Here is a 24,557-nt window from a genome sequence, read left to right as displayed (position 1 = left end):
GTGCCCTGCTTGCGGCAGGATGACGCCCGTCTACTGATCGAGCGGCCTCATTCTTCGTACCGAGTGCTGTTCCGGTACGCAGTTTGCTGCGCAAACCGCCCAACACTGCCGTCAAGTTAGACAGACCAGTTAGTCAATTCAGTTTGACTTTGCGTATCACTCGTCAATAATCGGTGACTAATCACGGGTGGGAGCGCACAATGCCGAGAGGGAAGATGACACGGCGCGATTGGCTGAAGACCGGGGCCGCGACCATGGCCGTCGTGTCGTTTCCGGCGATCGTGCGGGCGCAATCGCTGAAGTCTCTGCGTGCGGTCTCTCTGCAGACCGACTGGATCTACGGCGGACCGAACGCCGGCTTCCTGGTCGCGAAGGAGAAGGGCTACTTCGCCGATGAAGGCCTCGACGTCTCCATCAACCAGGGCAAGGGCTCCGGCAACACCGCGCAGATCGTCGCGTCGAAGGCTGCGCAGTTCGGCTTCGCCGACGGCTACGTCGTCGGCAACACGGTGTCGAAGGGCGCCAAGCTGAAGATGGTCGCCGGGATCTATCGGCGGAACCCATGCGCCGTGCTCGTGCTCGAGGGCTCGGATGTCAGGGAGCCGAAGGATCTGGTCGGCAAGACCGTCGGCATCACCACCGGCTCGGCGCAGTTCCAGCAATTTCCGGCGTTCCTCAAGAGTTCGGGGGTCGATCCCGCGTCGGTCCGCGTCGTCAATGTCGACGGCGCCGGCGCCGGCCCGGCGCTGATCAACGGCCAGGTCGCGGCGATCGCCGGCTTCGCCCAAGGCTACATCCCGTCGATCGAGATCCGCGGCAAGAAGAACGTGCGGCCTTTCTGGTACTCCGACGCCGGGGTGGTCTGCATGAGCAACGGCCTGATCGTGCACGACGACATGCTGTCCGAGCCGAATGTCATACGCGGCATGGTGCTGGCCAGCGTGAAGGGGTTCCTCTACGGCCGCGCCCATCCCGACGAACTGACGCAGGTCGTGAAGAAGTATCTCGAGTCGACCGACCCGGCGATCACCTTGCGCGAGGCGCAGCTGTCGTGGAGCACCTGGGTCACCCCGACGTCGGCCAACAAGCCGCTCGGCTGGATGCCGCCCGAGGATTGGGCCTCGACCGTGGCGGTGCTGAAGGCGAATGCCGGAGTCACCACAGCGCTCGAGCCGGCGGCGCTCTACACCAACGATTTCGTGCCCACGGGCCGGGAGTTCGTCCCGCCGCAGAGCGTGTGACTCCGGCCGGGGACGGTGATCGTGCGCCGCCGCGCCCGATCACCGTGCCGATGGAGCGCCGCTGCGGCGCACCCCGCGGCCGGCGGTCCGGCCTGAAGTGGCGCCAAAGACGAAAAGGCCGGCGCGATCGCGTGATCGCACCGGCCTCGATGGCTGGTCCCGGTGTCGTCGCGGCCGGCGCCGCGCGGAGCTCAGGCCTTGAGATGCGCGTCGCGGCGCTTGTACAGCTCGTCGTCGGCGTAGCCCATCGTTTCCGGCTTGCCGCGGCCGATCATCACCTGGAAGTACACCGGCTCCAGGCTGTCGTTCTGATAGCCGTGGATCACGCCCGCGGGGCAAGAGATGCACTCCCACGGTCCGAGGCGACGAGTGATGCGGCGGCCGCTCTCGTCCTCGACGAACACGTCGAGATGGCCCTGCAGCACGAAGAACACCTCTTCGGCCTCGTGGGTGTGGGGTGCGTTGCCCTGGCCGGGCGGCACGAACATGATCGACAGCGTGAAGTTGCCGGCCGGGATCACGGTGGAGTCGTTGTACTTGCCGGAGCCGCCGGCGCCGATGAAGCGGTGCTGGGCGCGCTTGTAGCCTTCGATCTTGGCGTCTTCGAAGGCTGCCCAGTCGGCCCTGCGATCTGCGTAGCGCGCGACGTAACGTTCGATGATTTCGTCGATCGAGACGCCTTCGAGCTCCTTCGGGCGTGCGTGTCTCGCCGTGGCCATGTCAAATTCCTCCAGAACCGTTCCACAAGGAGTGTCAGTACATCATGGGTATTTCGTGTTGACTAACTAGTCAACTAATTTTGCCAGCAGCGGTGCTGGCGGTCTGTTTGCATGGCAGATGCGCTAAACGGCCTCGCTGCGTCAAACGATGATCAAACCGGCGTGCTTCTTGATGGTCTGCACGAGACTGTAGGGCGCCAGCATGGATGTCTTGGGATTGGCAGGCAGGGTGGCCGAGCGCGTCGTCATGGCGATCTCGCCGAATGCGCCGCGGGCTACGAAGGAGTGATTGTTGCCGTTCGACGCCGGATCGACGACGAGGCTCACCTGCGTGCGCTCGAAGCCGAGCCCGGCCAGTGCGATGGCCGCGACCACGTTGGCGTTCTGTGGGAAGCGGAGCGCGGCTGTACGCGCGTCGCATTCGAGGAATGTCACGGCCGACGTGATCGATGTCAGGTCCACCATGTCTTCCGCGGGCGTGTTGGTCCAAGCCGCTGGCGCCTTCTTGCCGACATAGGACACCGAATCCAGGCCGGCCTCGCGCGCCGTGCTGAGTGCGTCGAGGCCGCTCAAGGCGCCCGCGGCGATCAGCAGGCGGCCCCCGTGCCGGGCGGCTGTCCGTAATTGCTGCTCGAGCGCGGGATCGGCGAGGGCGCCGACCGAGACCACCAACAGATCGACGCCGCTGCGAAGAACGGCCTCGCCGCATTCCGACAGGGCGCGATGGCCGGCGCATTCGACCACCAGGTCGGGCCGGGTCGCAAGCAGCGCGTCGAGATCGTCGACCACGCGCTCGGCGCGATCGGGTGGCGCCGGCACGGAATAGACCGCTGCGATCTCGAAATCCGGAACGGCATCGAGCTGCTCGATCAAGAACCTTCCGATGGCTCCGTAGCCGATCACGGCGATCTTCAATGGCGACCTCGATCCGGGTAAATGCACCACGACTTTCGTGCTACGACTAATGTTGACTGAATGGTCAACATGATGTCAAGTCGCCCCGGCCGAAGCTTGGGGCGGCGGTATTCGCGACTGCACGGCATCGGCGTTCATCACCGCACGTTGAGCAATGGGGACCTATGCAGGCTGACAAGGACGGTCGTTTCGTCGTTTACAATCCCTGGACGGCCCAGGAAGCCTTTACGACGCCGGGCACCAGCGAGCAGCGTGTCGATGAGATCGCGCGCGAAGCGAAGGCCGCGTTCTATCAGCATCTCAAGACGCCGGGACACGTTCGGGCGGAATGGATCCATGGCGCCGCCGCCGCGCTGGAACGGGCGCGGAGCGAGATCGTCGAGGCGATGATCGCGCATATCGGCAAGCCGCGCAAAACTGCCGAGATGGAGGTCAGGCGCAGCGTCGCTTTCATCGCGGCCTGCGCACAGCATCTGCATGCGCTGGGCGGACATTTGCTGCCTCTGGACATGGTGCCGGCGGGTGTCGGCTCTGTCGGATTTGCGCGGCGGATGCCGTATGGTGTCGTCGCTGCGGTCACCCCGTTCAATGCACCGTCCAACCTGCTGGTGCAGAAATTGGCGCCGGCGCTCGCCACCGGCAACGCCGTCGTGATCAAGCCGTCTCTCGAGGGCACGCGGATCGCAGAGATGATTGCACGGGCCTTCGTCACGGGCGGCGTTCCCGAGGGGCTGGTGTGGGTGGTTCCTGGCGATCGCGCAGAGGCGCTGGGCTTGGCTGGGCACCGCGACGTCGATCTTGTAACCCTAACCGGAGGCACTGCGGCCGGCGACGCACTGGCGCGGGCTGCCGGCGCAAAGCGATTTCTCGGCGAACTCGGCGGCAATTCGCCGAACATCGTTGCGGCGGACGCAGACATCGAGGACGCGGTGAAACGCATCGTGCCGTCGTCGTTCGAAGCGAGTGGCCAGCAATGCATTTCAACGCAAAGGATCATTGTTGAAGCGCCGGTGTTCGATCGGTTCCTTGCTCTCTTCGTCGAGGAAACGAAGCGTCTCAAGGTCGGCGATCCGGCCGCGGCGGATACCGACCTCGGTCCCGTGGTGTCGCGAGTCTCTGCCGAGCGGATTGCGGCGATGATCGAAGACGCGCGCGCCCTCGGCGCCCGCGTGATCAGCTGCGGCGAAATCCGGGATTGCGTGATCCCGCCGACCATCGTGGTCGAGCCGCCGGCGGCGGCGCGGCTCATCCGCGAGGAGGTGTTCGGACCTGTCGTCGTGGTGCTCCGCGCCGCCGATGTCGACGATGCCATCCGCATCGCCAATGATTGCGAATTCGGCTTGCAAGGCTCGTGTTTCACCGCGAGCCTGTCGACCGCGTTGCGGGTCGCGGACGAGGTGCGTGTCGGATCGCTGTGGATCAACGAGGCCAGCCGGTTCCGGCTCGACAACTATCCGTTCGGTGGCATGGGCCGCTCGGGCGTCGGCCGCGAAGGGTTACCTTATGCGCTGGAGGAGTACACCCAGCTCAAGTTCACCGGAATGCGCGGGGTATAGTCCCGGTGTGCGGAGCAGGCGCGTCAGCTCGTAGACCGGATGAAATCGAGGCACGCGCGGCCGAGCGCGTCTTCGGCGGTGTTGAACTGGCCGATGATCGAGGTGTGGTTGTGGCCCTTGAGCCACATGAAGGGCGGCGCCTTTCGCTTCGCCGCGGCGAGCCGATAGGCCAGCTCGAAGCAATACACGTCGATCAGCGGGTTTTCGAATTCCGCGCAGGCGATGAAGGTCGGCGGGCTCGTTGCGTCGACGTGGTTGACCGGCGAGACGTCCTCGTGGACCGCGGCATCGCTCCCGTAATATTCGGCGACTCGGAGCGCGTTGGGGTTGTGGGCGTGGCTATCGGCGCGTACGCGGCCGCTGATGATCAGCACGCCGGCAAGCCCGTGACCGCCATCGGCCTGGTGCCGGCGGTCGAACGCGTAGCTGCCGACATGTGCCCCGCCGGCCGAATGACCCATCAGGAAAATCCGTTCCGGGTCGACTCCAAGATCCGTTGCGTTGGCGCGCATCCAGGCCACGATTTTGGCGATGTCGCGCGTCGCCCCGGGATAGCGCGCCTCGGGCGCCAGGCGGTAGCCGGCATTGATGCCGACGATGCCGTGCCGCGCGAAGTAATACAGGACGTTGGCGTAGATTTCGCTGCTGCGATCGCGTCGTCCTTCGGTGAACGCGCCGCCGTGAACGAAGATCAGCCCCGGCCGCGGCGTCTGGGATGGTGAATGCGGCCGATAGACGTCGAAGGCCTGGCGCTCGTGCGGGCCATAGGTGATGTTGGGCTCGACGTCGACGCCTTGCTTCGGCGAGTGCTTCAGCAACTCGCTGAACTCGTCGATCATCAGCTGGATGTGGCCTTTGGTGTTGGTCGCCCATTTCGGGCCGATCTCCGCCATCAGCGCGCGGAGTTCAGCCGGGATGTCCGGAGGCGCTACGTCCTGCATCGTCGTTTCCGGCTAGAGCTTGAGCAGACGGCGGGCGTTGCCGCCGACCAGCTTGCGTTTGTCGTCCGGTGAGATCTGCAACTGCTGGACCCAGTCGGTGCCGTCGCGGTTCACCACATAGGGGTAGTCGACCGCGAACATGATGCGATCGATACCGAGCTCCAGCATCGTGCAGATCAGCGCCGGCGTGGAGAAGAAGCCGCTGGTCGTGACGTGGAAGTGATCGCAAAATTGCTTGCGGAAGTCGAGTGGCGTCTGACCCGGCCGCGCCAGGGCCTGGTTGATCCGCCACAGCAGGAAGGGCAGGGTCTCGCCGAGATGGCCGAGGATGATCTGCAGCCGCGGATAGCTTTCCAGCGCGCGGCTCAGGATCAGCCGGATCGCCTGGGTCGCGGTTTCGACGGTGAAGCCCCAGGCCGGCCGGATCACGGTCGGAAATTCGCGCGCGTAGTCGTCGTAATAGTATCGCGTGACGTCCGCGTGGGGGACCGACGGATGCAGATAAATCGGCACGTCGAGCTTTTCGGCGACCTCGAATATCGGCCAGAATCGCTTGTCGTCGATGAATAGGCCGTTGGTCAGGCCGTGAATCATCGCGCCCTTGAAGCCGAGGTCGCGGACGCAGCGTTCCAACTCGCGCGCCGCGGCTTCGGGCGCCGGCGTCGGGAGGGCGGCAAAGGCGGCGAACCGGTTTGGAAAACGCGCGCAGGCTTCGGCAAGCCGATCGTTGACGCGCCGCGTCAGCTCGGGAGCGACATCCGGCGGCAATTTCTGCGCGGCGGGTGCGCCGTGCGACAGCACCTGCACGTCGATCCCGGCCTCGTCCATCGCGCGCAGCCGGACGTCGCCGAGTTCTGTCAGCAGCGTCGAGAAAGGCGAAGCGTTCTCCCCGGCGGGAAAACGAGCGACCATCTCCGGGTCCCAATAATGTTCCTCGATCGCGATCACGGGCGTCTCGTTCTGCATCTGAAAACCTTCGCGTCTTCGCTGTTGCGGCCGGACGATATCGATTGCATTGGCGTGTGATCATCACAAGGTATTCAAGTGTTGACCATATAGTCAACATGAGACACACTCGCGAATGCCGGGATGGTCGGACACGTGTTCGCACGTCTCTAGCGTGCGTGACAATCACCATCGGAGCCATCATGAAGCCACCGGCCTTCGACTATGCCTCTCCCAGTTCGATCGCCGAAGCCGTCGACCTGCTCGGTTCCCGCAACGGCAACGCAAAGGTGCTGGCGGGCGGCCAGAGCCTGATGCCGATGCTGGCCTTTCGACTGGCTGCGCCGGAACTGCTGGTCGATCTGAAGCAGCTGAAGGGCCTCGACCGGATCGATATCGGCGCCGACGGCGTTCGTCTCGGCGCCAAGGTGCGGTGGCGTGACATCGAGGCGGATCAGCGGCTGGCCACGGCGCATCCGCTGTTGTGCGAGGCGATCAAGCACGTCGCGCATTATCAGATCCGCAACCGCGGAACGGTCGGCGGCTCGTTGGCGCATGCCGATCCGTCCGCCGAAATGCCCGGCGTCGCCATCACCTGCGACGCGGAGCTGACGATCGTGGGCCGCGCCGGAACACGCGTCGCCAAGGCCGCGGACTTTTTCCTCGGTGCGCTCGAGACCAGCCTCGCGCCGGATGAGATCCTCACCGAGGTTCGGTTGCCGCCGTGGCCCGCGGCGCGGCGCTGGGGCTTCCTCGAATTCGCCCGTCGTAAGGGCGATTTCGCGATGGCGGGCATCGCGCTGCACTACGATTTGGACAACGACGGTCGCATCGTCGACGCGCATGTCGGCGCGATCGGGGTGGCCGATCGGCCGCTCCGATTGCCGACGGTCGAGCGCGTGCTCAACGGCGGCGTGCTGGACGAGGCGCTGATTGCGGCCGCTTCGACTGCGCTCCGCCAATCGATCGATCCGCCGACCGACATCCACGCGCCGGGCGCCTATCGTGCCTCGCTCGCAGCGACGCTGCTGGCGCGGGCGCTCGCCAAGTCCGCCGCCTAAGGAAACCCGCATGCACGTCCAATTCAAACTCAACGGCCAGCCGGTCAGCGCCGAGGTCGAGCCGCGCACCACGCTCGCCGACTGCATTCGGAACGATTTCGGCCAGACCGGCACGCATCTCGCCTGCGAGCATGGGGTTTGCGGGGCCTGCACCGTACTGGTGAACGGCGAAGCCGTGCGCGCCTGCCTGATGCTCGCCGCCCAGGTCGAAGGCGACGCCGTCACCACAGTCGAGGGGCTGTCGGGCGATGAACTCACGCCGCTGCAGAAAGCCTTCCGCAAACACCATGCTCTGCAATGCGGATTCTGCACGCCGGGCTTCATCACCACCGCGCATGCGCTGCTGAGCAGCGAGCCGGACGCGAGCGAAGAGCGGATCCGCGAGGTGCTGTCCGGCAACCTCTGCCGCTGCACTGGTTACGTCCCCATCGTCGACGCGGTAATGGAAGCGCGCGCCGCCTATGCCGAGGCGCAGCGATGAGCATGACGAAGGTCGCCAATTCGTACATTGGTCGCCCGATGGAGCGGGTCGAGGATCTGCGCATGGTGCGCGGGCGCGGCACTTATGTGGCCGACGTCAACCGGCCGAACCAACTTTATGCGGTCGTGCTGCGCAGCTCGGTGGCGCACGGCATCATCAGATCGATCGACGTGTCCGCTGCGCTGGCGCTCGACGGCGTTCACCGTGTCCTGACGGCGAACGATTTCGGCGCCGAGGTGCCGGTGATCCCGCTGCGCTTGCAACCGCTGCCGCAACTCGAGCCGTTCCATCAGCCGGTGGTGGCCTCGGGCAAGGTCCGCTATGTCGGCGAACCCGTCGCGGTGGTGATCGCCGACAGCGCGGCGATTGCGGAGGATGCGCTGGAGCGGATCGTGGTCGACATCGACCCGTTGCCGGCGATCGCCAACCGACAGCAGGCGGAAGCGATGGACGCGGTGCTGTTCGAACAGCATCAGTCGAATGTCGCCATCACCTGGACGGCGTTTCGCGGCGACGCCGACGACGCGTTCGAGACCGCCGACTATGTCCGCCGCGATCGCTTCAAGATCCAGCGACACGCGGCGATGTTCATGGAGCCGCGCGGCTTCGTCGCCGATTGGGATGCGGCTGCCGGCAAGCTCACCGTCTGGGGCGCGGCGAAAACGGCGTGGTACAATCGTCGCGTGCTCGCCGCGGCGCTCGGGCTGGCGCTGGAGGCCGTCGACCTGATCGAGGTCGATGTCGGCGGTGGCTTCGGCTCGCGCGGCGAATTCTATCCGGAGGACTATCTGATTCCGGCGGCCGCCAAGATCGTCGGGCGGCCGGTCAAATGGCTCGAAGATCGCCGCGAACACATGATGAGCGCCAACCACGCGCGCGATATCGAATGCGACGTCGAGTTCGCGATGTCGAAGGAGGGGCGCTTCATCGGCCTGCGTGGCCAAATCTGGGCCGACATCGGCGCCTATGTCCGCACTAACGGATCGGTCGGCCCGCGCAATGTCGCGCAATACATGTCGGGGCCGTACGCGATCGAGCACATCGATCTGAAAAGTTCGATGCTCACCACCAACAAGACCCCGTCGGGGACCTATCGCGGACCCGGGCGCTTCGAGACCGATTTCATTCGCGAGCGCATGATCGATCTGGCGGCTCGCGATCTGAACATCGATCGCGTCGAGCTGCGGCGGCGCAATCTCGTTGCCGACGCCCAGATGCCGTATCCGCTGGCGTCGATCACCCCCTATGACAGCTCGACCGAGCTCGACAGTGGCGACTACCACGCCGTGTTCGATCGCTGCCTGAAGGAATTCGCCTGGGCCGACAAGAAGCACCTCAGCGGCAAGCTGATCGATGGCTACTATCACGGGCTCGCCGTCGGCAGCTTCATCGAGGGCGGCGCTGCCGGCCCGAAAGAAGAGGTGCGGCTGGTGCTCGAAATTGGCGGCGGGCTGACGGCCTATCTCGGCTCGTCGTCGGTCGGACAAGGGCTCGAGACCATCATGGCACAGATCGCCGCGGACGCCACCGAGATCGCCTACGACAGAATCACGGTCCGCCACGGCTCGACTACCGACGTCAAGGACGGCTACGGCGCCTACCATTCGCGCTCGACGGTGATGGGCGGCTCGGCGATCCTGCTCGCTGCCGAAAAGCTGAAGCTGTTGATCCGGCAGACGGCTGCCGCCCGCTTCGGCTGCTCGCTGGAGCAGGTGACGATCGACGGCGAAACCGTGAGGCATGAGGCCAAGCATCTCGCGTTCGCCGATCTGGTCGAGACGCCGCTCGAAGTCGAGGCGGAATTTCTCAACAAGAAATACACCTGGGCCTACGGCACGCAGGCGGCGCATGTCGCGGTCGACCCGGGCACCGGACACGTCAAGGTTCTCGACTACATGTCGGTCGAGGATGTCGGCCGGATGATCAATCCGCTGACCTTGCACGGGCAGGCGATCGGCTCGATCGTGCAGGGGCTGGGCGGAACGTTCCTGGAGCATCTGGTCTACGACGATGAAGGCCAACTGCTCACCGGTTCATTCGCCGACTATTTGATGCCGACCGCCTCCGACTTTCCGAATATCCGGTCGATCACGCTGGAACTGAAGCCGTGTCCGAACAATCCGCTCGGCGCCAAGGGGGCGGGCGAAGGGGGGCTGATTCCGGTCGGCGGCATCATGGCCAACGCGGTTGCGGACGCGCTGTCTCACCTCGACGTTCAGCCGATGGAGCTGCCGCTGTCGCCGCCGCGAATCTGGCAAATGGTTCAGGATGCCGAGGGCAGGATTCGTGCAAAGTCCTAAGTTCGATTGATTTTTCCTCGCGGCCCAGCATAGTTGCGGACGGGCAGGGCCGCCTATTTCGGCCGCCGCTCGGCCATGGAGGATAGCGGCTTGGCGCGCAGAAGCAGTGATCCGGCTCGCGTTCGCGAGAAGATACTCAAGCTCGCCATGGAGGAATTCGCTCGCACCGGCTTCGACGGCGCGCGGGTCGACCGGATCGCGGAGCGATCCAAGGTCAGCAAGAACATGCTGTATTACTACTTCAAGTCGAAGGAAGGGCTGTTCGTCGCGGCGCTGGAGCGGATGTACGAGGAGGTGCGCGACCAGCAGCGCGAGCTGTCCGTCCGCGCCCATGACCCGATCCTGGCGATGAAGCAACTCGTCGAACACACCTTCCAGGCGCTCGAGAGCAATCCGAACGCGATCCGGCTGATGAACGAAGAGAACAAGCAGCGCGGCCGGTTTCTGCGAAAATCCAAGCGGATCCGCGATCTCTACAATCCGCTGGTGGAAACGATCAGCTTCATCCTCGAACGCGGCCGGGTGGAAGGCGTGTTCCGGCCTGGCCTCGACTCGGCGGTCGTCTACATGACGCTGTCGTCGCTGTGTTATCATTATCTGTCCAACCGCTACACGCTCGAAATCGCGTTGGGCAAGGATCTCGCCTCGGCAGCCTCGCGCAAGGCCTGGGTCGAACACGTCGGCAACATCGTGCTGCTGTACTGCACAGCAGAAGTGCCGAGCACGACCGCGGCGAAGACCGCCGTGATGCGGCAACGCGCGACGTCCGACGCAGACGCGTAGTCTTTCAACGCACATGAATGCGGTCCGTGCGGCGCGTGCCGCTTCGGCATGCGACTGTGACGCCGTGCGCGCTGCGCGGCGTCCGAATTAGCAGTCGCTGCCCAGATTCGATGCACGCTTGATACATGCCTTCGACGTAAGACTTTTGACTAGACAAGTCCTGCGAATGACAGTTAACGGAATAGTCAACAACGGTCGCTCGCGCGAGAGCGAGCCTTGTCTCCGGTTCGGTCGGCTCCAACGCATCGCAGGAACTCACGATGGCCGCTGTTCAACCTTTGCGAAGCGGGATTTCTGCTCTGCCGGAGCAGCGACCGATCATCGAGATCGGTGGTCTGGAGAAGAGGTTCGCGACCCGCTCCGGCGATATCGTCAATGCGCTGACCAAAGTCGATCTCACCATTCGCGAGAACGAGTTCGTCTCGGTGGTCGGTCCGAGCGGATGCGGCAAGACGACGCTGCTGCGGATCCTCGCGGGCCTGGAGCGCGCGTCGTCGGGCGTCGTGCGATGCGACGGCACCGAGATTGCCGGCCCGCGCCCGGATGTCGGCGTAGTGTTTCAGCAGGCGACGTTGCTGCCGTGGAACACGGTGCTGTCGAACGTGATGCTGCCCGCACAGCTCAAGCACGACAAATCCGCGGAGGCGGTCGCGCAGGCGGAGCGCCTGCTCGCATTCATGGGGCTTCGGGACTTCGCGCAAAAGTACCCGTTCGAATTGTCGGGCGGCATGCAGCAGCGCGTTGCGATCTGCCGCGCCTTGATGCGCAACCCCCGCATCCTGCTGATGGACGAGCCGTTCGGCGCGCTGGACGCGATGACTCGTGAGTCGATGAACATGGAGCTGATGCGGGTATGGTCGGAGGAGCGCAAGACCGTAGTGTTCATCACCCACAGCATCCCGGAGGCGGTCCTGCTCGGCGACCGCGTGGTGGTGATGTCGCCGCGGCCGGGGCGGATTTCTGAGGTGATCGACGTCGATCTCGGTCGCCCGCGCACTCTTCACACGATGGCGACTCCGCGGTTCGGCGAGCTGTGCGACCGCATCCGCGCGATCTTCGGTGCGCAATCGATGACGGCGACCTCGCTATGAAGTCCAGCCGGAAGACGTCTCATCTGTTGCAATCGCTGCTGTTGGCGGTGCTGTTCGTCTCTGTCTGGGAAGGCTGTTGCCGGCTGTTCGGCATCTCGCAGCTGGTGCTGCCGCCGCCCAGCGCGATCGCGGTCCGGCTGCAGTCGCTGGTGTTCGGCGGAACGATCTGGCCGCATCTGTGGGCGACATTGTTCGAGATCCTCAGCGGCTTCGTCCTCGGTGTGCTGGCCGGTCTCGTCGTGGGCGCGCTGATCTCGCTGATTCCGGTGCTGGAGCGGCTGATCTATCCGTATCTGGTGGCGTTGCAGACCCTGCCGAAGGTGGCGATCGCGCCGCTGTTCATCATCTGGTTCGGCTACGGGCTCACCTCGAAGGTGGTGATCACCGCGCTGGTCTGCTTTTTCCCAGTGCTGGTCAGCGTGATCGCGGGCTTCCATTCCACCGACAAGGACCAGCTCGACATGATGAAGGCGTTCGGGGCGACGAAATGGCAGACGCTGGTGCGGCTGCGGATTCCGTCGGCGCTGGTGCTGATCTTCGCGGGGCTCGAGATCGCGGCGGTGCTCGCCGTGATCGGTGCGATCGTTGGCGAGTTCGTCGGCGCGCAGGTTGGTCTCGGCTATCTCGTGGTGACGCTGAACTTCAGCCTCGACGTCGCTGGCGTATTCGCGGTGCTCATCGTGCTGTCGGCGATTGGCCTGGCGATGCACGCGATCACCCGCTACGCCGCGCGCCGCTACATTTTCTGGATCAGGCGCAGCGATGCGCCGGTGATTCCCTGATCGAGCCGTCATCCATCCTGCATCGGAGATAGACATGCCTGGCCTGAATTTCGGACGAACTCTGGTCGCTGTGGTCGCGAGCGTCGCCGTCTGCCTGGGCGGCGTCGACACCGCCGCAGCGCTCGAGAAGGTGCGGGTGCTGATCCCGGTGAGGAACATCGACGAGGCGTTCTCACCCTTCGTGGTCGCGAAGGAGAAGGGCTACTTCGCCGAGGAGGGCCTGGACGTGACCTTGATCGCGGTTGGCGGCTCCAATGAGTCCGCCATTCAAGTCTCAGCCGGCAATGGCGATGTCGGCGCGGCGTCGCCCGGCGAGGCGCTGGTCGGCATTCAGGCCGGCAAGCTCGACGTGCGCTATTTCTACAGCCTTTACTATCAGAATATCTGGCACGTCGCCGTGCTGCCGGACAGTCCGATCAAGGCCATCGCCGACCTCAAGGGCAAGAAGCTCGGCGTGCAGTCGCTCGGCAGCGCCGGCACGACGTTCGGCAAGGCGTTCGTGCAGCAGGCCGGCCTCGATCCGCAGACAGACGTCGCGTTCCTGCCGGTCGGCGTGGGTGCGCAAGCGGTGACGTCGGTCCGCCAGAAGTTCGTCGACGCGGTGGTGTATTGGGACGCCGCGCTCGCCAAGTTCAAGTTCTCCGGGCTCGATCTGCGCGAGGTCCCGGCACCGGAAGGAATCCGTTCGCTACCGGACGTCGGGCTGCTCGCCACCAGCGACACGATCGCCAAGAAGCCGAAGATGCTGATTGGCGTCTCCCGCGGCGTTGCCAAGGGTTACGACTACTCGATGGCCAATCCGAGGGCCGCAGTGCTGATCACCTGGAAGGCGTATCCGGAGGCGAAATCGAAGAATCCCGACCCCGCGGCTGCGCTCGAGGAAGGCATCACCGTCAATCAGGCGCGGCTCCGCATCTGGAATTCGCCGAAGACCGAGGATCAGCACGGCCGCCTGATCGAAGCGGATTGGCAGCGCTTGGTCGATTTTTTCGTCGCCCAGAAGGTGCTGCCGGGGGCAGTTCCGGTGGACCGCGTCATCACCAACCAGTTCGTCAAGGATGCCAACAGCTACGACCGCCAGGCGGTGATCGCCGACGCCAAGAAGACAGACGTCTCAAAGCTGGACTGACGAGTCGTCGAACGCGCGCGACGCGAGGGACGTGAGCAAGATCTCTCGCGTCCGGGCGGACGGTGCTCTCGACGCATGATTGAGGACATGATTGATGGCAATGACGATGAGCGGCGAGTATCTGCTCGAGGCGCCGCGGGAGACGGTTTGGGAAAGGCTCAACGATCCGGCCGTGCTGAAGGAGTGCATTCCCGGCTGTGAACAGCTGGAGCGGACCGACGACGGCTTCGACGCGGTCGCGAAGATGAAGGTCGGGCCGGTGTCCGCGCGGTTCAAGGGCAAGGTAAGGTTGAGTGATCTCGATCCGCCCAGCGCCTACAAGATCTCCGGTGAAGGTGAGGGCGGAGTCGCCGGCTTCGCCAAAGGTGGCGCGTCGATGGCGCTGACGGAGCACGAAGACGGCACGCTACTGAAATATCTGGTCGAAGCTCACGTCGGCGGTAAAGTGGCTCAGCTCGGCCAACGGTTGATCAACGGCGCAGCGAAGAAGCTTGCTGACGAGTTCTTCACGAAATTCGCCGCCATCGTTCAGCGTTGAGTGCCGCTGAGGTGCGGCGATGCCACTTGCCGGGCGCCGCCGCTGCGTGTCTCGAAGACCACGGGAGCGGCGCCACATGAGCGAGATCTGGCGCCCTGGATTTGGTGATTATCCGAACGCTGTGACGATGTGCTCAGGCCTGATCGGCGTCGAATTGAATTCGACCTTGAGGTGAGAGAGTGCATCGGAGACCGCATTGGCGATGACCACCGGCGGCGCGATCGCGCTACCTTCTCCGACGCCTTTCACGCCATAGGGATTCAGCGGCGAGGGGAAGTGCATGTGCTTCAGCTCGAAATGCGGCACGTCGCTCGCGCCCGGTACTAGATAGTCCATGAACGATCCAACCAGCAACTGGCCTTCCGAATCGTAGCTTAGTTCCTCCAGCAGCGCGCCGCCGAGGCCCTGCACGGCGCCGCCGTTAATCTGCCCGTCGACCAGCATCGGATTCACCACCACGCCGCAATCATGCACGATGACGTATTTCTCGATCTCGACGCGGCCGAGTTCGACATCGAGCTCGACGATCGCGGCGTGCGTCGCGTAAGCCCAGGTCACGGTCGGCGGCTCGAAGTAGGCGGTTTCCTCCAGCCCCGCTGAAACACCGGCGGGTCGCTTGTTGTCCCAGCCGGGCATCGCCGCTTTGGCGATGCGGGCGAGGGGAATCTCTCTGCCCGGTACGCCGACGAGGCCGACGGTTCCGTTGCGCAGCTCGAGGTCGGCCGGCGAGCATTCGAGCATGTCTGCTGCGATCGCGAAGACCTTCTTCTGCAGCGATTGGCTCGCGGTGTGGATTGCGCCCGACAAGTTCACGGTGCTGCGGCTCGCGATGGTGCCGAAGCCGATCGAGATCACGCTCGTGTCCGCCAATGCTACGACGACGTCATCGGGTTGAACCTGCCAGGCATCCGCGACGATCTGCGAGAAGATCGTTTCCATGCCTTGTCCCTGCGGGCAGGCGCCGCCTGCGAGATAGATCTTGCCGGTCGGGTCTACGCGGACGGTAGCGCTTTCGAACGGTCCGACGCCGGTGCCTTCGACGTAGCATCCGAGTCCGAGGCCGAAATATCGACCTTGCGCCCGTGCGGCCCGCTGCCGATCGCGGAAGGCGTCGACACCTCCTAGTGCCGCCAATGCCTGGCGCAGCGATTCCGGATAGTCGCCGCTGTCGTAGACGATCGGCTCGCCGTCCCGGTAGGGAAGGCCGAGACGATACGGCATCTCGGAAGCCGGAATCATGTTGCGCATGCGGACGTCGGCCGGATCGAGGCCGAGTTCGGCCGCGATCAGATCGATCACCCGCTCCATCGCGAACGTCGCTTCGGGGCGGCCGGCACCGCGATAGGGCGCGTTGGGCACTTTGTTGGTGGCGACGATCTTCGATCGCACCGCGAAGTGCTCGAATTTGTAGGGGCCGGGCAAATGCACCGCAGTGTTGTAGGCGATGCCGGAGCCGATCGGATTCCAGGCGCCGCAATCGACGAGGAATTCGTCCTGGAACGCTAGCAGACGACCGTCGTCGTCGAACCCGAACTCTACATCGTGGGTCTGGTCGCGGGAATGGCAGGCGCTCATGAAATGCTCGTGCCGATCCTCGATCCATTTCACCGGGCGGCCGACTTCGCGCGCAAGATAAGGAATCAGCAATTCTTCGGGATAGACGTGGCCCTTGACGCCGAAGCCGCCGCCGACGTCGAGCGCGACGCAGCGAATGCGAGCTTCGGGCATGCCGAGCACCGTCGACGCCTCGCGGCGGAGCCAGTGAATGACCTGGCACGCCGACCAGATGTTGATCGAATCCGTGCGTGCGTCGTAGTTGGCGGCGACGCCGCGGCCCTCCATCGGGATCGCGGCGTAGCGATGATGATAGAAGCGGCGCTTCATGCGGTGCGGCGCGTTCGCCAGCGCTGTCTCGACGTCGCCTTTGGCAATGGCGAAATCGCCGATCAGATTGGTGTCGTATTGTTCGTGCAACACGGCGCTGTCGCGGGTGAGCCCGGCTTCCGGATCTACCACGGCCGGCAGCGGCTCGATCTCCATGGTCACCAGCTCGGCGGCGTCTTCAGCGAGGTAGCGGCTCTCTGCGAGAATGACCGCGACGGCCTCGCCGACATGCCGGACCTTGTCGTAAGCGAGCAGCGGTTGCTGCGGATTGAGGAAGGTGTGCTGGACCCGCGTCGTCCATTTCTTCGGCAGCGACAGTTGCGTGTCGGGCACGGGTGGCAGCAGCTTGGCGAGATCCGGCCCGGAGATCGCATAGACGACGCCCGGTGACCGCAGGGCGCGCGACAGATCGACCGATTTGATCCGGCCATGGGCGACCTGGCTGCGAACGAACGCCGCGTGCAGCATCGACGGCAGCTTGAGGTCCGCGACGAACTCGCCCTTGCCGGTCAGAAGCCGCTTGTCTTCGCGCCGCGGAACCGACTTTCCAATGAATCCGCCCGTCTCGGCCATGGTCTACGCTCCCGCCTTTGCGTCGCCGCGCATGGCCGCAGCCGCTTCCAGCACCGCGGTGACGATGTTCTGATAGCCGGTGCAGCGGCACAGCACCGCCGATAGCGCCTCGCGCACTTCCTGTTCGGTCGGGGAAGCATTGGTGTTGAGAAAATCGATCGCGGTGGCCAGCATGCCCGGCGTGCAGAAGCCGCACTGCAGGGCGTGGTGATCGTGAAACGCCTTCTGGACCGGATGGTACGCGCCCGCCTGCGACAACCCTTCGATCGTCACCACGTCGGCGCCGTCGGCCTGCGCCGCCAGCATGATGCAGGAGCGCACCGCTTCGCCGTCGACCAGGATGGTGCAGACGCCGCAGACGCCATGCTCGCATCCGACATGCGTCCCGGTCAGGTTCAGGTGATCGCGCAGGAAATCGGCCATCAGCGTCCGGGACTCGCAATGGCCCACATAACTCTTGCCGTTGACCTTGAGCTTGACCTCGATTGATCTCGACATCGTTCGTTGCTTTCCGGCAGTGGGGCTATCAGGCTTGTTGTTTGGCGCGCTGCAACACCCGCCTGGTCAGCACCTTGGTGAGGTGCCGGCGATAGCGTTCGCTGCCGTTGCGATCGGCACTTGGTTCGACGGCCTCGGAGGCGGCCTTTGCGGCGCGCTCGATCGCTGCCTCGTCGAGCGCTGTGCCTTCGAGCAATTGCTCGGCTGCGCGCAGGCGGCTCGAAGCCGGCGACACGCCGGCGGTCGCCAGTCGCGTACTCCGGCAAATGCCATCCTGCATCACCACCATCGCGGCCACCGCTGCGATCGCGAAATCTCCGCGCCGTCGCGAGAATTCCTCGACCGCAAACCGCGCTCCTTGCGGCATCACAGGCACGCGGATTTCGACGAGCATCTCGTGCTCGGCCAGGCTCGTGGTCATGGCATCGACCACGAAATCGGCCGCGGAGCTGGTTCGTTCGCCGTGCGGTCCTCGCACCAGCATCTCGCCCTCCAGCACCTGCAGCACCATCGGAATCTCGGCGGAGGAATCCGCATTGGCGAGCGACCCGCCGATCGTCCCGCGCGAGCGGGTGGGGAGATGGCCGACCATCTTGATGGCCTCGTGCAGCAGCGGAAGGTCACGCGCGATGACGGGCGAGAACTCCAATGCGCGCTGCCGCGTCATCGCGCCGATCCGGACATGCCTGCCGTCGGCTTCGATGAAGGCGAGGTCGGGAATCCGGTTGAGATCGATCACCACTTCGGGCGCGACCAGGCGAAAATTCATCATCGGCAGCAGCGTCTGGCCGCCGGCCAGCAGCCGCGCGTCGCTGCCGTGCTGTTCGAGCAGCACCAGCGCCTCCGCGATCGTGGTGGGAGCGTGATAGTCGAAAGCCGCGGGCTTCATGCAGGTTCCAGCAGGAGTGACATCGAGGACTCGAAGTGGATCGTCACGGCGCTTCGGAGCGCCGCTTTCGTGGAGGGACGGGCGCGCTCAGCCGTGATCGACCGGATTTATCGCCACCGCGATCAGTGTCCCGTTTTGGCGCGCTGCGAGACGTGCCAGGGGAGCATCCAGCGCTCGATCCATTCGATGGCGAAGAACATGATCGTGCCGAGGATGCCCAGCACCACGATCGCCGCGAAGGCGCGCGTGCTGTTGAAGGTCGCTTGGCTGGTGAGGATGACGTAGCCGAGCCCTTGTTCTCCGGCGACGAACTCGCCGACGATCGCGCCGATCAGCGCGAATGAGACGCCGATCTTGGCGCCCGCGAACAGGCTCGGCAGCGCGTTGGGAAAGCGGACCTTCATCATGATGTCGAGCCGCGAGGCCCTCGCCGATCGCGCGAGGTCGATCATGTCGTGGTCGATCGCCCGCAGGCCGACGGTGGTGTTGATCACGATCGGGAAGATCGCGATGATCGCGGCGATCGCGATCTTCGGCGCGCCGCCGGTCCCGAGCCAGATCACGAACAGCGGCGCCAGTGCGACCTTCGGGATCGAATTGGTCGCCACCAGCAGCGTGTAGAAGGTGCGATCGATGAAGCTCGACGACACGATGGCGATCGCAGCCAGCACGCCGCCGATCAGCGCGATCAGGAATCCGGCCGTGGTGACGTACAGCGTGTACAGCGACTGCCGTCCGAAAAACACGGGATTGGCGACGATGTCGGCAATCACGATGGACGGCGCGGGCAACAGGAAGGCGCGGATCCCGAACAGGTGAACCGACAGTTCCCAGATCGCGGTGAGAACCGCCAGCACCACGACGATGGTTCGCGCGGGCTCCGTCCTGCGCCAATAGCTCACACCATTACTCAGCTTTGACGAGCCCCATCGATGCGAAGAGATGACGGATGTGCTGGACATATTTGCCGAAGTCCTCGGTTTGACGAATGCTGAGCGGGCGCGGTCGCGGAATATCGATCTCGACGATCTCGGCGATCCGGCCGGGATTGCGCGCCATCACCACGACGCGGTCTCCGAGATAGACGGCCTCGTCGATCCCGTGAGTGATGAAGACGACGGTCTTGCGCGTCTCGTACCACAATCGCTCGAGTTCCGCGTTCAAGTCGTCGCGGGTCATCGCGTCGAGCGCGCCGAACGGCTCGTCCATGAGAAGCAGGTCTGGATCGACGATTATTGCGCGGCAGATCGCCACGCGCTGGCGCATGCCTCCGGACAGTTCCCACGGAAAGCGCTGCGCGTAGCCGTCGAGTCCGTACTCGCGCAGCAGCTTGAGCCCGCGTTCGTGATAGTCCTTGCGCCGCAGTCCCTTGAATTCGACCAGCATCAGTACGTTGTCGAGCACAGTGCGCCAGTCGAACAGCACGTCGCGCTGGAATACGATCGCCATATCCTCCGGCGGCGCGTTCACCGGCTGATTGCGGATCGAAATCGATCCGGCGCTGATCGGCTGCAGGCCGGCGATGCATTTGAGCAGCGTGCTCTTGCCGCACCCAGACGGGCCGACGATGCTGATGAATTCGCCGGCCTTGATATCGAGATTGATGTCCTTCAGCGCGGCGATGGGGCTCTCGGCGCCATAGCTTTTGTCGACGTCGGTGATCGAGATGTAGGCGGAGCCGCCAGGGGCGCCGAGCCGTTCGACCGACCGGGCACCGGCAGGCCGCGCCGTCATGCCCCGACCAGATCGTTGGTGAAGAATCCGGAGACGTCGGCGTCCGCCTTGGCCTGACCGGCTTCCGCCATCATCGCGATCGTGGCCTTCCAATCGGCAGGCGACTGCCAGCCGAGCGGCTTGCCCTTGGTGTTTTCGGTGTCGACGAACTCCTTGCAGAGTGCGGTCTGCCCCTTGAGGATGTCGAAGTTGAGCTGCTTGTCCGGACGGTTGGCGATGATGGCGCGCACGCCTTCGTCGATGTGGGACGGGTCCGCGAAGATGTAGTCCCAGGCCCGACGCTGATTGGCGACGAGCTTGGCGAGCAGATCCTTGCGTTTCGCGAGCGTCGCATCGGTGGCGATCAGACCGTAGCTCGGAAACGCGATGCCGACATCGGCCGCCAGCAGCGAGCGAGCAGGCCGGGCCTGTTCGACATAAGGCTCGCCGAATTCCTTGAGCGACATGAAGCCGTCCGCCGCGCCCGACGCATAGGTCGAAACCATCGCCGCCGGCGACACCATGACGACATTGACCTTGTCGGGTCCTTCGCCGCGCGAAAGGCCGATGCGCTTCAAGTACACGTCGACGAACGGCGCCCAGGGGCTGTTGGCGAAACAGACGATCTTCTTGCCGGCGAGGTCCTGCGGGGTCTTCGGCCCGGCCTTGGCGTCAACCAAGGTCGCGAGATCGCCCTTGCGCAGGAAGCCGGCGAACGACGTGACGGGCAGTCCCTGCGACCGCGCGATCGCCAGCATCCCGAGCTGAACCAGTCCGACATCGACATTGCCGGCGGCGACCAGATTGATGGTGTTGAGCGTGCCGGTTCCGTCCTGCAGGTCGACGTTTAGGCCGTCTTCCTTGAACCATCCCTTCGCTTTCGACAGATGCAAACCGGAGTGCACCCCCCAGGGTGCGAAGTCGACGCGAACCGACAGGGGTTCGTCGGCCAACGCCCGTCCGCTGCGCAGCACAAACGGAGCGGCGAGAGCGCCGCCGATCAGTGTGCGGCGTGACAGGCGCGCGTTCGATCCGGAACTAGCGGGCACGGCTCCCTCCCCAAACAACCCAGTTGATGGTGATTTCACGGACTTCGAGATCGTCATCGGATCACCTTGCCTCCATCCTATGGCTTGACTGTCTAGTTAGTCAACTCATGTCCACCTTGCTAAGCAACAACCATGCCATAGAAGAGATCAGGCGAGACGTCATGCCGCAGCGGCCGGCTCAGTGCCTGCGGTGACGCGGCTCGCGATATCCCGAATCGCGATATGCGCGAATACGATCGCCGGGCCCAAAGTGATGCCGGGCCCGGGATAGTTTCCGCCCATCACCGAATGCATGTCGTTGCCGCAGGCGTAGAGCCCTTCGATGCGGCTTCCATCCTGACGCAGCATGCAGGCGGTCTCGTCGGTCACGAAGCCTGTCGCAGCGCCGATATCGCCGGGGAACAGACGCACGGCGTAGAACGGCGCGGTCTCCAAGGCGCCGAGGCACGGATTCGGCCCGTGGCTCATGTCGCCCGCGGTGATACGCTGATAATCGGTCGATCCACGGCCGAAGTCCTGATCGATCCCGGTTCGGGCGAACTGATTGAAGCGGCGTACTGTCTCGGTGAGGTCGGCGGGTGAGATGCCCAATTTGGTGGCAAGCTCGGCGAGAGTTTCGGCACGCGTCAGGTAACCATCCCTGATGAACAGAGCGCGACCCCAGCGACCCGGCCTCACGATGCCGAGTCCATATTTCCGCAGCGCCGTCTCGTCGGCGATCAGAAATGCCGGGATCGACGGTGAGATTGGATCGGCGTCGAGCATCGCCTGCGTGAAGGGATGATAGGACAGGGCCTCATTGACGAAGCGGCGTCCGCTCTGGTTGACGGTGATCGTCCCCGGCCGTCCGCGATCGAAGATGAAATGAGGGAACACTGCCGTCTCGCCGTCGGCTCGCTTGCGAACCGACACCGGCGCCCAGAACGCGCTGTCGCGGTCGTCCGCTCCGTAGTGCGCGCCCAGTTCCGACAGCAGATCGTGCAGCTGTCCGGTGTGCCCCGGCGCGCCTGGGCAGTACTGCGCCACGGGCTTTCGAAGCAGCTCAGTCCGCAGGCGCGGATGCCGGTTGAAGCCGCCGGTGGCACTGATCAGGCCGCCGCGACAGGTCAGCGTGCGGCTCAAGCCGCCCTGCACGATCGTCACTGATAACGGACCGCCATCGCGCGTCTCGATCGCCGTGACCGACGTGTTCAACAGCATCGGCACTGCGCGATCCCGCAGCGACAGCAACAGCCGTGCTGTCAGCGCATTGCCCATCATCAGCCGCGTGCCGCGACGATGCGAGCGGCGATCGATCGCGTGCCGGGCGAGCAGGGCGGCAGAGTGCCGGAACGCCTTCCAGGAGCGGCCGGCTGCGAGGAAGTTCAGCACGTCCTCCTGATTGACCATCATGCCGCCAAGCACCGTGAATTCCGGGATCGGTTCCCGCACCAGATCGAACAGATCGCCGAGTTTGCGGCCGTCGAACGGCGCGGCCTCGAGGACGCGTCCCTTCAGCGTGGCTCCCGGCAGGTCGCTGTTGTAGTCAGGGTGCAATTTGCGGGCGCGGAATTGCACGTGGGAATGCTGCTCCAGATCGGCGACCGCTCTCGGTCCGTCGGCAAGGAACGCCAGGCGCATCGATTCCGGAGATTCCTTGCCGACGGAATGCCGCAGATAAAGAGCGGCCTTGTCGATGCTGTCGTCCGCGCCGACTAACGCTGCGTGATGCGTATTGGGAATCCAGGCGCTGCCGGCCGAATAGGCGCTGGTGCCGCCGATCCGGTCGGTACGCTCGACCAGCAGCGGCTTCAGCCCGGCCATCGCCGCGAACAACGCCGCCGACATTCCCGCCGCGCCGGCGCCGACCACGATCACGTCGAATGAGCCGCTCTCGGCGATGTCGCCGAGCTGATGAGGGCTCGCAATTGTCCTGACGGTCCGATCCACAACTGCCCTCATGTTGTTGTCCTGTTGAATGGGTATTCAACAGAAGTCTTCGGTCGAAGGCAATCGCGGGTCGGGAATTGAGGCTGATTGTGATTTTTCATGGAATAGGGACCCCGCTACGGGGCTGATTTTCATCCAATCGGGACCCCGGTCGCGACGGGTCCACACTGGCCTTCAGGACATCTGGAGGCCGCGATTGGGATGCTGGTTGTGGAGACGATCGCCAAGACTCGCCGGGGCGTATTTCAGCCAAGGCTCAAGGACACGCCGATCAACGAGATGCTGGTCCGCGACCTCGCAGGCCGCGGCTTCATCGCCAGCAGCGCAACGTCGTGCTGATCGGCGGCACCGGGACCGGCAAGACCCATCTGGCGATCGCGATCGCCCGCAATTGCATCCGCGCCGGCGCCCGCGGCCGCTTCTTCACCACCGTCGACCTGGTCAATCGGCTGGAGACCGAGGCCCGCTCCGGCCGCCAGGCGAGGCTCGCCGACTATCTCACCCGCCTGGACTTCGTCATCCTCGACGAACTCGGCTATCTGCCCTTCGCCCAGGCCGGCCAACTCCTGTTCCACCTGATCAGCCGGCTGTACGAACGCACTTCGATCATCGTCACCACCAACCTGGCGTTCGGCGAATGGCCGACCATGTTCGAGTCCCTCTCTCGCTACAAATTTTATACACACTCCGTGTCTTGAATGGCCCGCCGTTGCGGGCTTTTCGTTTTGCGGTTGGCCTTCCGCGCCGGCTGCTGCAGCAGCGCGGGTGGTTTCGGGCGACCATCTCGGCGACGCGGCCGTTCAGGCCCTGCGAGGTGAGCGAACGCAGCGCCGGCCGCCGAACGCAGCCAGCGTGCCGCACGCAACTGGCGCGGAGCCAGTCACAACCAGCGTGCCTCAGCGTCCGATCGGAAGCGGCCGGCCGTCGATGATGGCTTCCATCGAGAAGTACGACGTCACGGTTTCCAGCTCGGTCTTGTTGATGATGGTCTGATACACCTTGTCGTAGTTGCCCATATCGCGGGCGGCAATCTTCAACATGTAATCGAAGTCTCCGCTGATCCGATAGAACGCGACGATTTCTGAGATCGATTCGATCTGCGCCCGGAAGCGCTTGAGCCATTCGGCGGAATGCCGCCGGGTTCGAACCATCACGAAGACAGTCATCGGCACACCGACGGCTTCCTGTGAGACGCGTGCGCCGTAACCGGTGATCGCGCCGCTCGCCTCGAGCGCCTTCAGGCGCCGCCAGAACGCATTCTGCGACAGACCGACTTCCTCCGCGAGCTCGCGTTGCGAACGCGAAGAGTCAGCTTGCATGGCGGCAAGAATGCGAAGATCGATTTGATCGATTTTTTGGGTCATTATTGGGTCAAACATACCAAATTGAGTCTGCTAGATGGTAAAATAAGTGAACATTCTTGCCATTTCAATCATTAATCTCACCCCCATGATGGCCGCTGCAGCAAGCGACGCAGCGACCTCGGGGCGATGATCGAGGCGTACCTCGTCTCGCCGATGCAGACGTCAGGCGTTCGCGC

Annotated in this window: 22 protein-coding genes and 1 pseudogene; 11 read left to right on the top strand and 12 right to left on the bottom strand. The window is 64.4% G+C overall.

All coding sequences use genetic code 11. The features are described 5' to 3' along the window. Positions 1-215 precede the first annotated feature (215 nt). Positions 216-1,241, top strand: coding sequence for an ABC transporter substrate-binding protein (locus RPB_RS23855; protein WP_049824697.1), 1,026 nt, complete (start codon positions 216-218; stop codon positions 1,239-1,241). Positions 1,242-1,432: 191 nt separating this feature from the next. Here the strand turns inward: RPB_RS23855 and RPB_RS15675 are convergent, their stop codons facing one another. Together RPB_RS15675 and RPB_RS15670 are read right to left on the bottom strand one after the other, a co-directional pair. Continuing rightward, on the bottom strand, positions 1,433-1,960 hold the full coding sequence (locus tag RPB_RS15675; protein ID WP_011441991.1) for a cupin domain-containing protein: 528 nt from the start codon (positions 1,958-1,960) through the stop codon (positions 1,433-1,435). A 141-nt stretch (positions 1,961-2,101) separates the two neighbouring features. Continuing rightward, positions 2,102-2,875: an aspartate dehydrogenase gene (locus RPB_RS15670; protein WP_011441990.1), complete on the bottom strand. Its 774-nt coding sequence runs from the start codon at positions 2,873-2,875 to the stop codon at positions 2,102-2,104. A gap of 164 nt (positions 2,876-3,039) precedes the next feature. Here RPB_RS15670 and RPB_RS15665 point away from each other — a divergent pair, with 164 nt between their 5' ends. Then, positions 3,040-4,431, top strand: a complete 1,392-nt coding sequence (locus RPB_RS15665; RefSeq protein ID WP_011441989.1) for an aldehyde dehydrogenase family protein — start codon at positions 3,040-3,042, stop codon at positions 4,429-4,431. Positions 4,432-4,454: 23 nt separating this feature from the next. Here RPB_RS15665 and RPB_RS15660 read toward each other — a convergent pair whose 3' ends face one another. Both RPB_RS15660 and RPB_RS15655 read right to left on the bottom strand, forming a co-directional pair. Beyond that, entirely contained in the window at positions 4,455-5,372 is a 918-nt protein-coding gene (locus RPB_RS15660; protein WP_011441988.1) for an alpha/beta hydrolase, read from the bottom strand. A 12-nt stretch (positions 5,373-5,384) separates the two neighbouring features. Beyond that, a complete protein-coding gene (locus RPB_RS15655; protein WP_011441987.1) occupies positions 5,385-6,338 on the bottom strand; it encodes an amidohydrolase family protein in 954 nt (317 codons plus the stop codon). A gap of 98 nt (positions 6,339-6,436) precedes the next feature. Here RPB_RS15655 and RPB_RS15650 point away from each other — a divergent pair, with 98 nt between their 5' ends. The 8 genes from RPB_RS15650 to RPB_RS15615 all read left to right on the top strand — a co-directional run bounded on the left by RPB_RS15650 (position 6,437) and on the right by RPB_RS15615 (position 14,482). Continuing rightward, on the top strand, positions 6,437-7,378 hold the full coding sequence (locus RPB_RS15650; protein ID WP_245258238.1) for an FAD binding domain-containing protein: 942 nt from the start codon (positions 6,437-6,439) through the stop codon (positions 7,376-7,378). A gap of 10 nt (positions 7,379-7,388) precedes the next feature. After that, on the top strand, positions 7,389-7,859 hold the full coding sequence (locus tag RPB_RS15645) for a (2Fe-2S)-binding protein (protein WP_011441985.1): 471 nt from the start codon (positions 7,389-7,391) through the stop codon (positions 7,857-7,859). Continuing rightward, positions 7,856-10,159, top strand: a complete 2,304-nt coding sequence (locus RPB_RS15640) for a xanthine dehydrogenase family protein molybdopterin-binding subunit (RefSeq protein WP_011441984.1) — start codon at positions 7,856-7,858, stop codon at positions 10,157-10,159. The genes RPB_RS15645 and RPB_RS15640 overlap by 4 nt, the downstream gene beginning before the upstream one ends. Positions 10,160-10,306: 147 nt before the next feature. Continuing rightward, positions 10,307-10,942 carry a TetR/AcrR family transcriptional regulator gene (locus tag RPB_RS15635; RefSeq protein WP_245258237.1) on the top strand — a complete coding sequence of 212 codons (636 nt, stop codon included), beginning with the start codon at positions 10,307-10,309 and terminating at the stop codon, positions 10,940-10,942. Between the two features lie 260 nt (positions 10,943-11,202). Continuing rightward, positions 11,203-12,033, top strand: coding sequence for an ABC transporter ATP-binding protein (locus RPB_RS15630; protein ID WP_011441982.1), 831 nt, complete (start codon positions 11,203-11,205; stop codon positions 12,031-12,033). Then, positions 12,030-12,815: an ABC transporter permease gene (locus RPB_RS15625; RefSeq protein WP_011441981.1), complete on the top strand. Its 786-nt coding sequence runs from the start codon at positions 12,030-12,032 to the stop codon at positions 12,813-12,815. Before RPB_RS15630 ends, RPB_RS15625 begins: the two co-directional genes overlap by 4 nt. Positions 12,816-12,849: 34 nt before the next feature. Further along, positions 12,850-13,944: an ABC transporter substrate-binding protein gene (locus RPB_RS23850; RefSeq protein ID WP_011441980.1), complete on the top strand. Its 1,095-nt coding sequence runs from the start codon at positions 12,850-12,852 to the stop codon at positions 13,942-13,944. Positions 13,945-14,038: 94 nt separating this feature from the next. Then, a complete protein-coding gene (locus RPB_RS15615; RefSeq protein ID WP_011441979.1) occupies positions 14,039-14,482 on the top strand; it encodes a CoxG family protein in 444 nt (147 codons plus the stop codon). Between the two features lie 108 nt (positions 14,483-14,590). Here the strand turns inward: RPB_RS15615 and RPB_RS15610 are convergent, their stop codons facing one another. From RPB_RS15610 to RPB_RS15580, 7 genes are all read right to left on the bottom strand, one after another. Then, entirely contained in the window at positions 14,591-16,939 is a 2,349-nt protein-coding gene (locus RPB_RS15610; RefSeq protein ID WP_011441978.1) for a xanthine dehydrogenase family protein molybdopterin-binding subunit, read from the bottom strand. 3 nt (positions 16,940-16,942) lie between these two features. Beyond that, complete coding sequence (locus RPB_RS15605; RefSeq protein WP_011441977.1) at positions 16,943-17,437, bottom strand: (2Fe-2S)-binding protein; 495 nt, start codon at positions 17,435-17,437, stop codon at positions 16,943-16,945. Between the two features lie 28 nt (positions 17,438-17,465). After that, positions 17,466-18,326: an FAD binding domain-containing protein gene (locus tag RPB_RS15600; RefSeq protein WP_011441976.1), complete on the bottom strand. Its 861-nt coding sequence runs from the start codon at positions 18,324-18,326 to the stop codon at positions 17,466-17,468. A 122-nt stretch (positions 18,327-18,448) separates the two neighbouring features. Then, positions 18,449-19,228, bottom strand: a complete 780-nt coding sequence (locus RPB_RS15595; RefSeq protein ID WP_011441975.1) for an ABC transporter permease — start codon at positions 19,226-19,228, stop codon at positions 18,449-18,451. 4 nt (positions 19,229-19,232) lie between these two features. Continuing rightward, a complete protein-coding gene (locus RPB_RS15590) occupies positions 19,233-20,060 on the bottom strand; it encodes an ABC transporter ATP-binding protein (RefSeq protein ID WP_011441974.1) in 828 nt (275 codons plus the stop codon). After that, positions 20,057-20,992: an ABC transporter substrate-binding protein gene (locus tag RPB_RS15585; RefSeq protein WP_198135116.1), complete on the bottom strand. Its 936-nt coding sequence runs from the start codon at positions 20,990-20,992 to the stop codon at positions 20,057-20,059. Before RPB_RS15585 ends, RPB_RS15590 begins: the two co-directional genes overlap by 4 nt. Before the next feature lie 255 nt (positions 20,993-21,247). Then, positions 21,248-23,029, bottom strand: a complete 1,782-nt coding sequence (locus RPB_RS15580) for an FAD-dependent oxidoreductase (protein WP_011441972.1) — start codon at positions 23,027-23,029, stop codon at positions 21,248-21,250. Positions 23,030-23,281: 252 nt separating this feature from the next. Between RPB_RS15580 and RPB_RS15575 the strand changes: the two are divergent. Continuing rightward, positions 23,282-23,670: pseudogene (locus RPB_RS15575) on the top strand (ATP-binding protein); the annotation flags it as partial. A gap of 243 nt (positions 23,671-23,913) precedes the next feature. Here RPB_RS15575 and RPB_RS15570 read toward each other — a convergent pair. Next, positions 23,914-24,381, bottom strand: a complete 468-nt coding sequence (locus RPB_RS15570) for an Lrp/AsnC family transcriptional regulator (RefSeq protein WP_041798283.1) — start codon at positions 24,379-24,381, stop codon at positions 23,914-23,916. Positions 24,382-24,557 lie beyond the last annotated feature (176 nt).

Origin of the sequence: Rhodopseudomonas palustris HaA2, from assembly GCF_000013365.1 — a bacterium.
Taxonomy (GTDB): domain Bacteria; phylum Pseudomonadota; class Alphaproteobacteria; order Rhizobiales; family Xanthobacteraceae; genus Rhodopseudomonas; species Rhodopseudomonas palustris_J.
This window is presented reverse-complemented; position numbering and strand designations above follow the sequence as displayed.

Excerpts from the sequence above, each read along its gene's own strand:
- RPB_RS23855 (WP_049824697.1), top strand. The coding sequence starts at position 216 with ATGACACGGCGCGATTGGCTGAAGACCGGGGCCGCGACCATGGCCGTC.
- RPB_RS15675 (WP_011441991.1), bottom strand. The coding sequence starts at position 1,960 with ATGGCCACGGCGAGACACGCACGCCCGAAGGAGCTCGAAGGCGTCTCG.
- RPB_RS15665 (WP_011441989.1), top strand. The coding sequence starts at position 3,040 with ATGCAGGCTGACAAGGACGGTCGTTTCGTCGTTTACAATCCCTGGACG.
- RPB_RS15660 (WP_011441988.1), bottom strand. The coding sequence starts at position 5,372 with ATGCAGGACGTAGCGCCTCCGGACATCCCGGCTGAACTCCGCGCGCTG.
- RPB_RS15655 (WP_011441987.1), bottom strand. The coding sequence starts at position 6,338 with ATGCAGAACGAGACGCCCGTGATCGCGATCGAGGAACATTATTGGGAC.
- RPB_RS15650 (WP_245258238.1), top strand. The coding sequence starts at position 6,437 with ATGAGACACACTCGCGAATGCCGGGATGGTCGGACACGTGTTCGCACG.
- RPB_RS15645 (WP_011441985.1), top strand. The coding sequence starts at position 7,389 with ATGCACGTCCAATTCAAACTCAACGGCCAGCCGGTCAGCGCCGAGGTC.
- RPB_RS15640 (WP_011441984.1), top strand. The coding sequence starts at position 7,856 with ATGAGCATGACGAAGGTCGCCAATTCGTACATTGGTCGCCCGATGGAG.
- RPB_RS15635 (WP_245258237.1), top strand. The coding sequence starts at position 10,307 with ATGGAGGAATTCGCTCGCACCGGCTTCGACGGCGCGCGGGTCGACCGG.
- RPB_RS15630 (WP_011441982.1), top strand. The coding sequence starts at position 11,203 with ATGGCCGCTGTTCAACCTTTGCGAAGCGGGATTTCTGCTCTGCCGGAG.
- RPB_RS15625 (WP_011441981.1), top strand. The coding sequence starts at position 12,030 with ATGAAGTCCAGCCGGAAGACGTCTCATCTGTTGCAATCGCTGCTGTTG.
- RPB_RS23850 (WP_011441980.1), top strand. The coding sequence starts at position 12,850 with ATGCCTGGCCTGAATTTCGGACGAACTCTGGTCGCTGTGGTCGCGAGC.
- RPB_RS15615 (WP_011441979.1), top strand. The coding sequence starts at position 14,039 with ATGGCAATGACGATGAGCGGCGAGTATCTGCTCGAGGCGCCGCGGGAG.
- RPB_RS15610 (WP_011441978.1), bottom strand. The coding sequence starts at position 16,939 with ATGGCCGAGACGGGCGGATTCATTGGAAAGTCGGTTCCGCGGCGCGAA.
- RPB_RS15605 (WP_011441977.1), bottom strand. The coding sequence starts at position 17,437 with ATGTCGAGATCAATCGAGGTCAAGCTCAAGGTCAACGGCAAGAGTTAT.
- RPB_RS15600 (WP_011441976.1), bottom strand. The coding sequence starts at position 18,326 with ATGAAGCCCGCGGCTTTCGACTATCACGCTCCCACCACGATCGCGGAG.
- RPB_RS15590 (WP_011441974.1), bottom strand. The coding sequence starts at position 20,060 with ATGACGGCGCGGCCTGCCGGTGCCCGGTCGGTCGAACGGCTCGGCGCC.
- RPB_RS15580 (WP_011441972.1), bottom strand. The coding sequence starts at position 23,029 with ATGAGGGCAGTTGTGGATCGGACCGTCAGGACAATTGCGAGCCCTCAT.
- RPB_RS15570 (WP_041798283.1), bottom strand. The coding sequence starts at position 24,381 with ATGACCCAAAAAATCGATCAAATCGATCTTCGCATTCTTGCCGCCATG.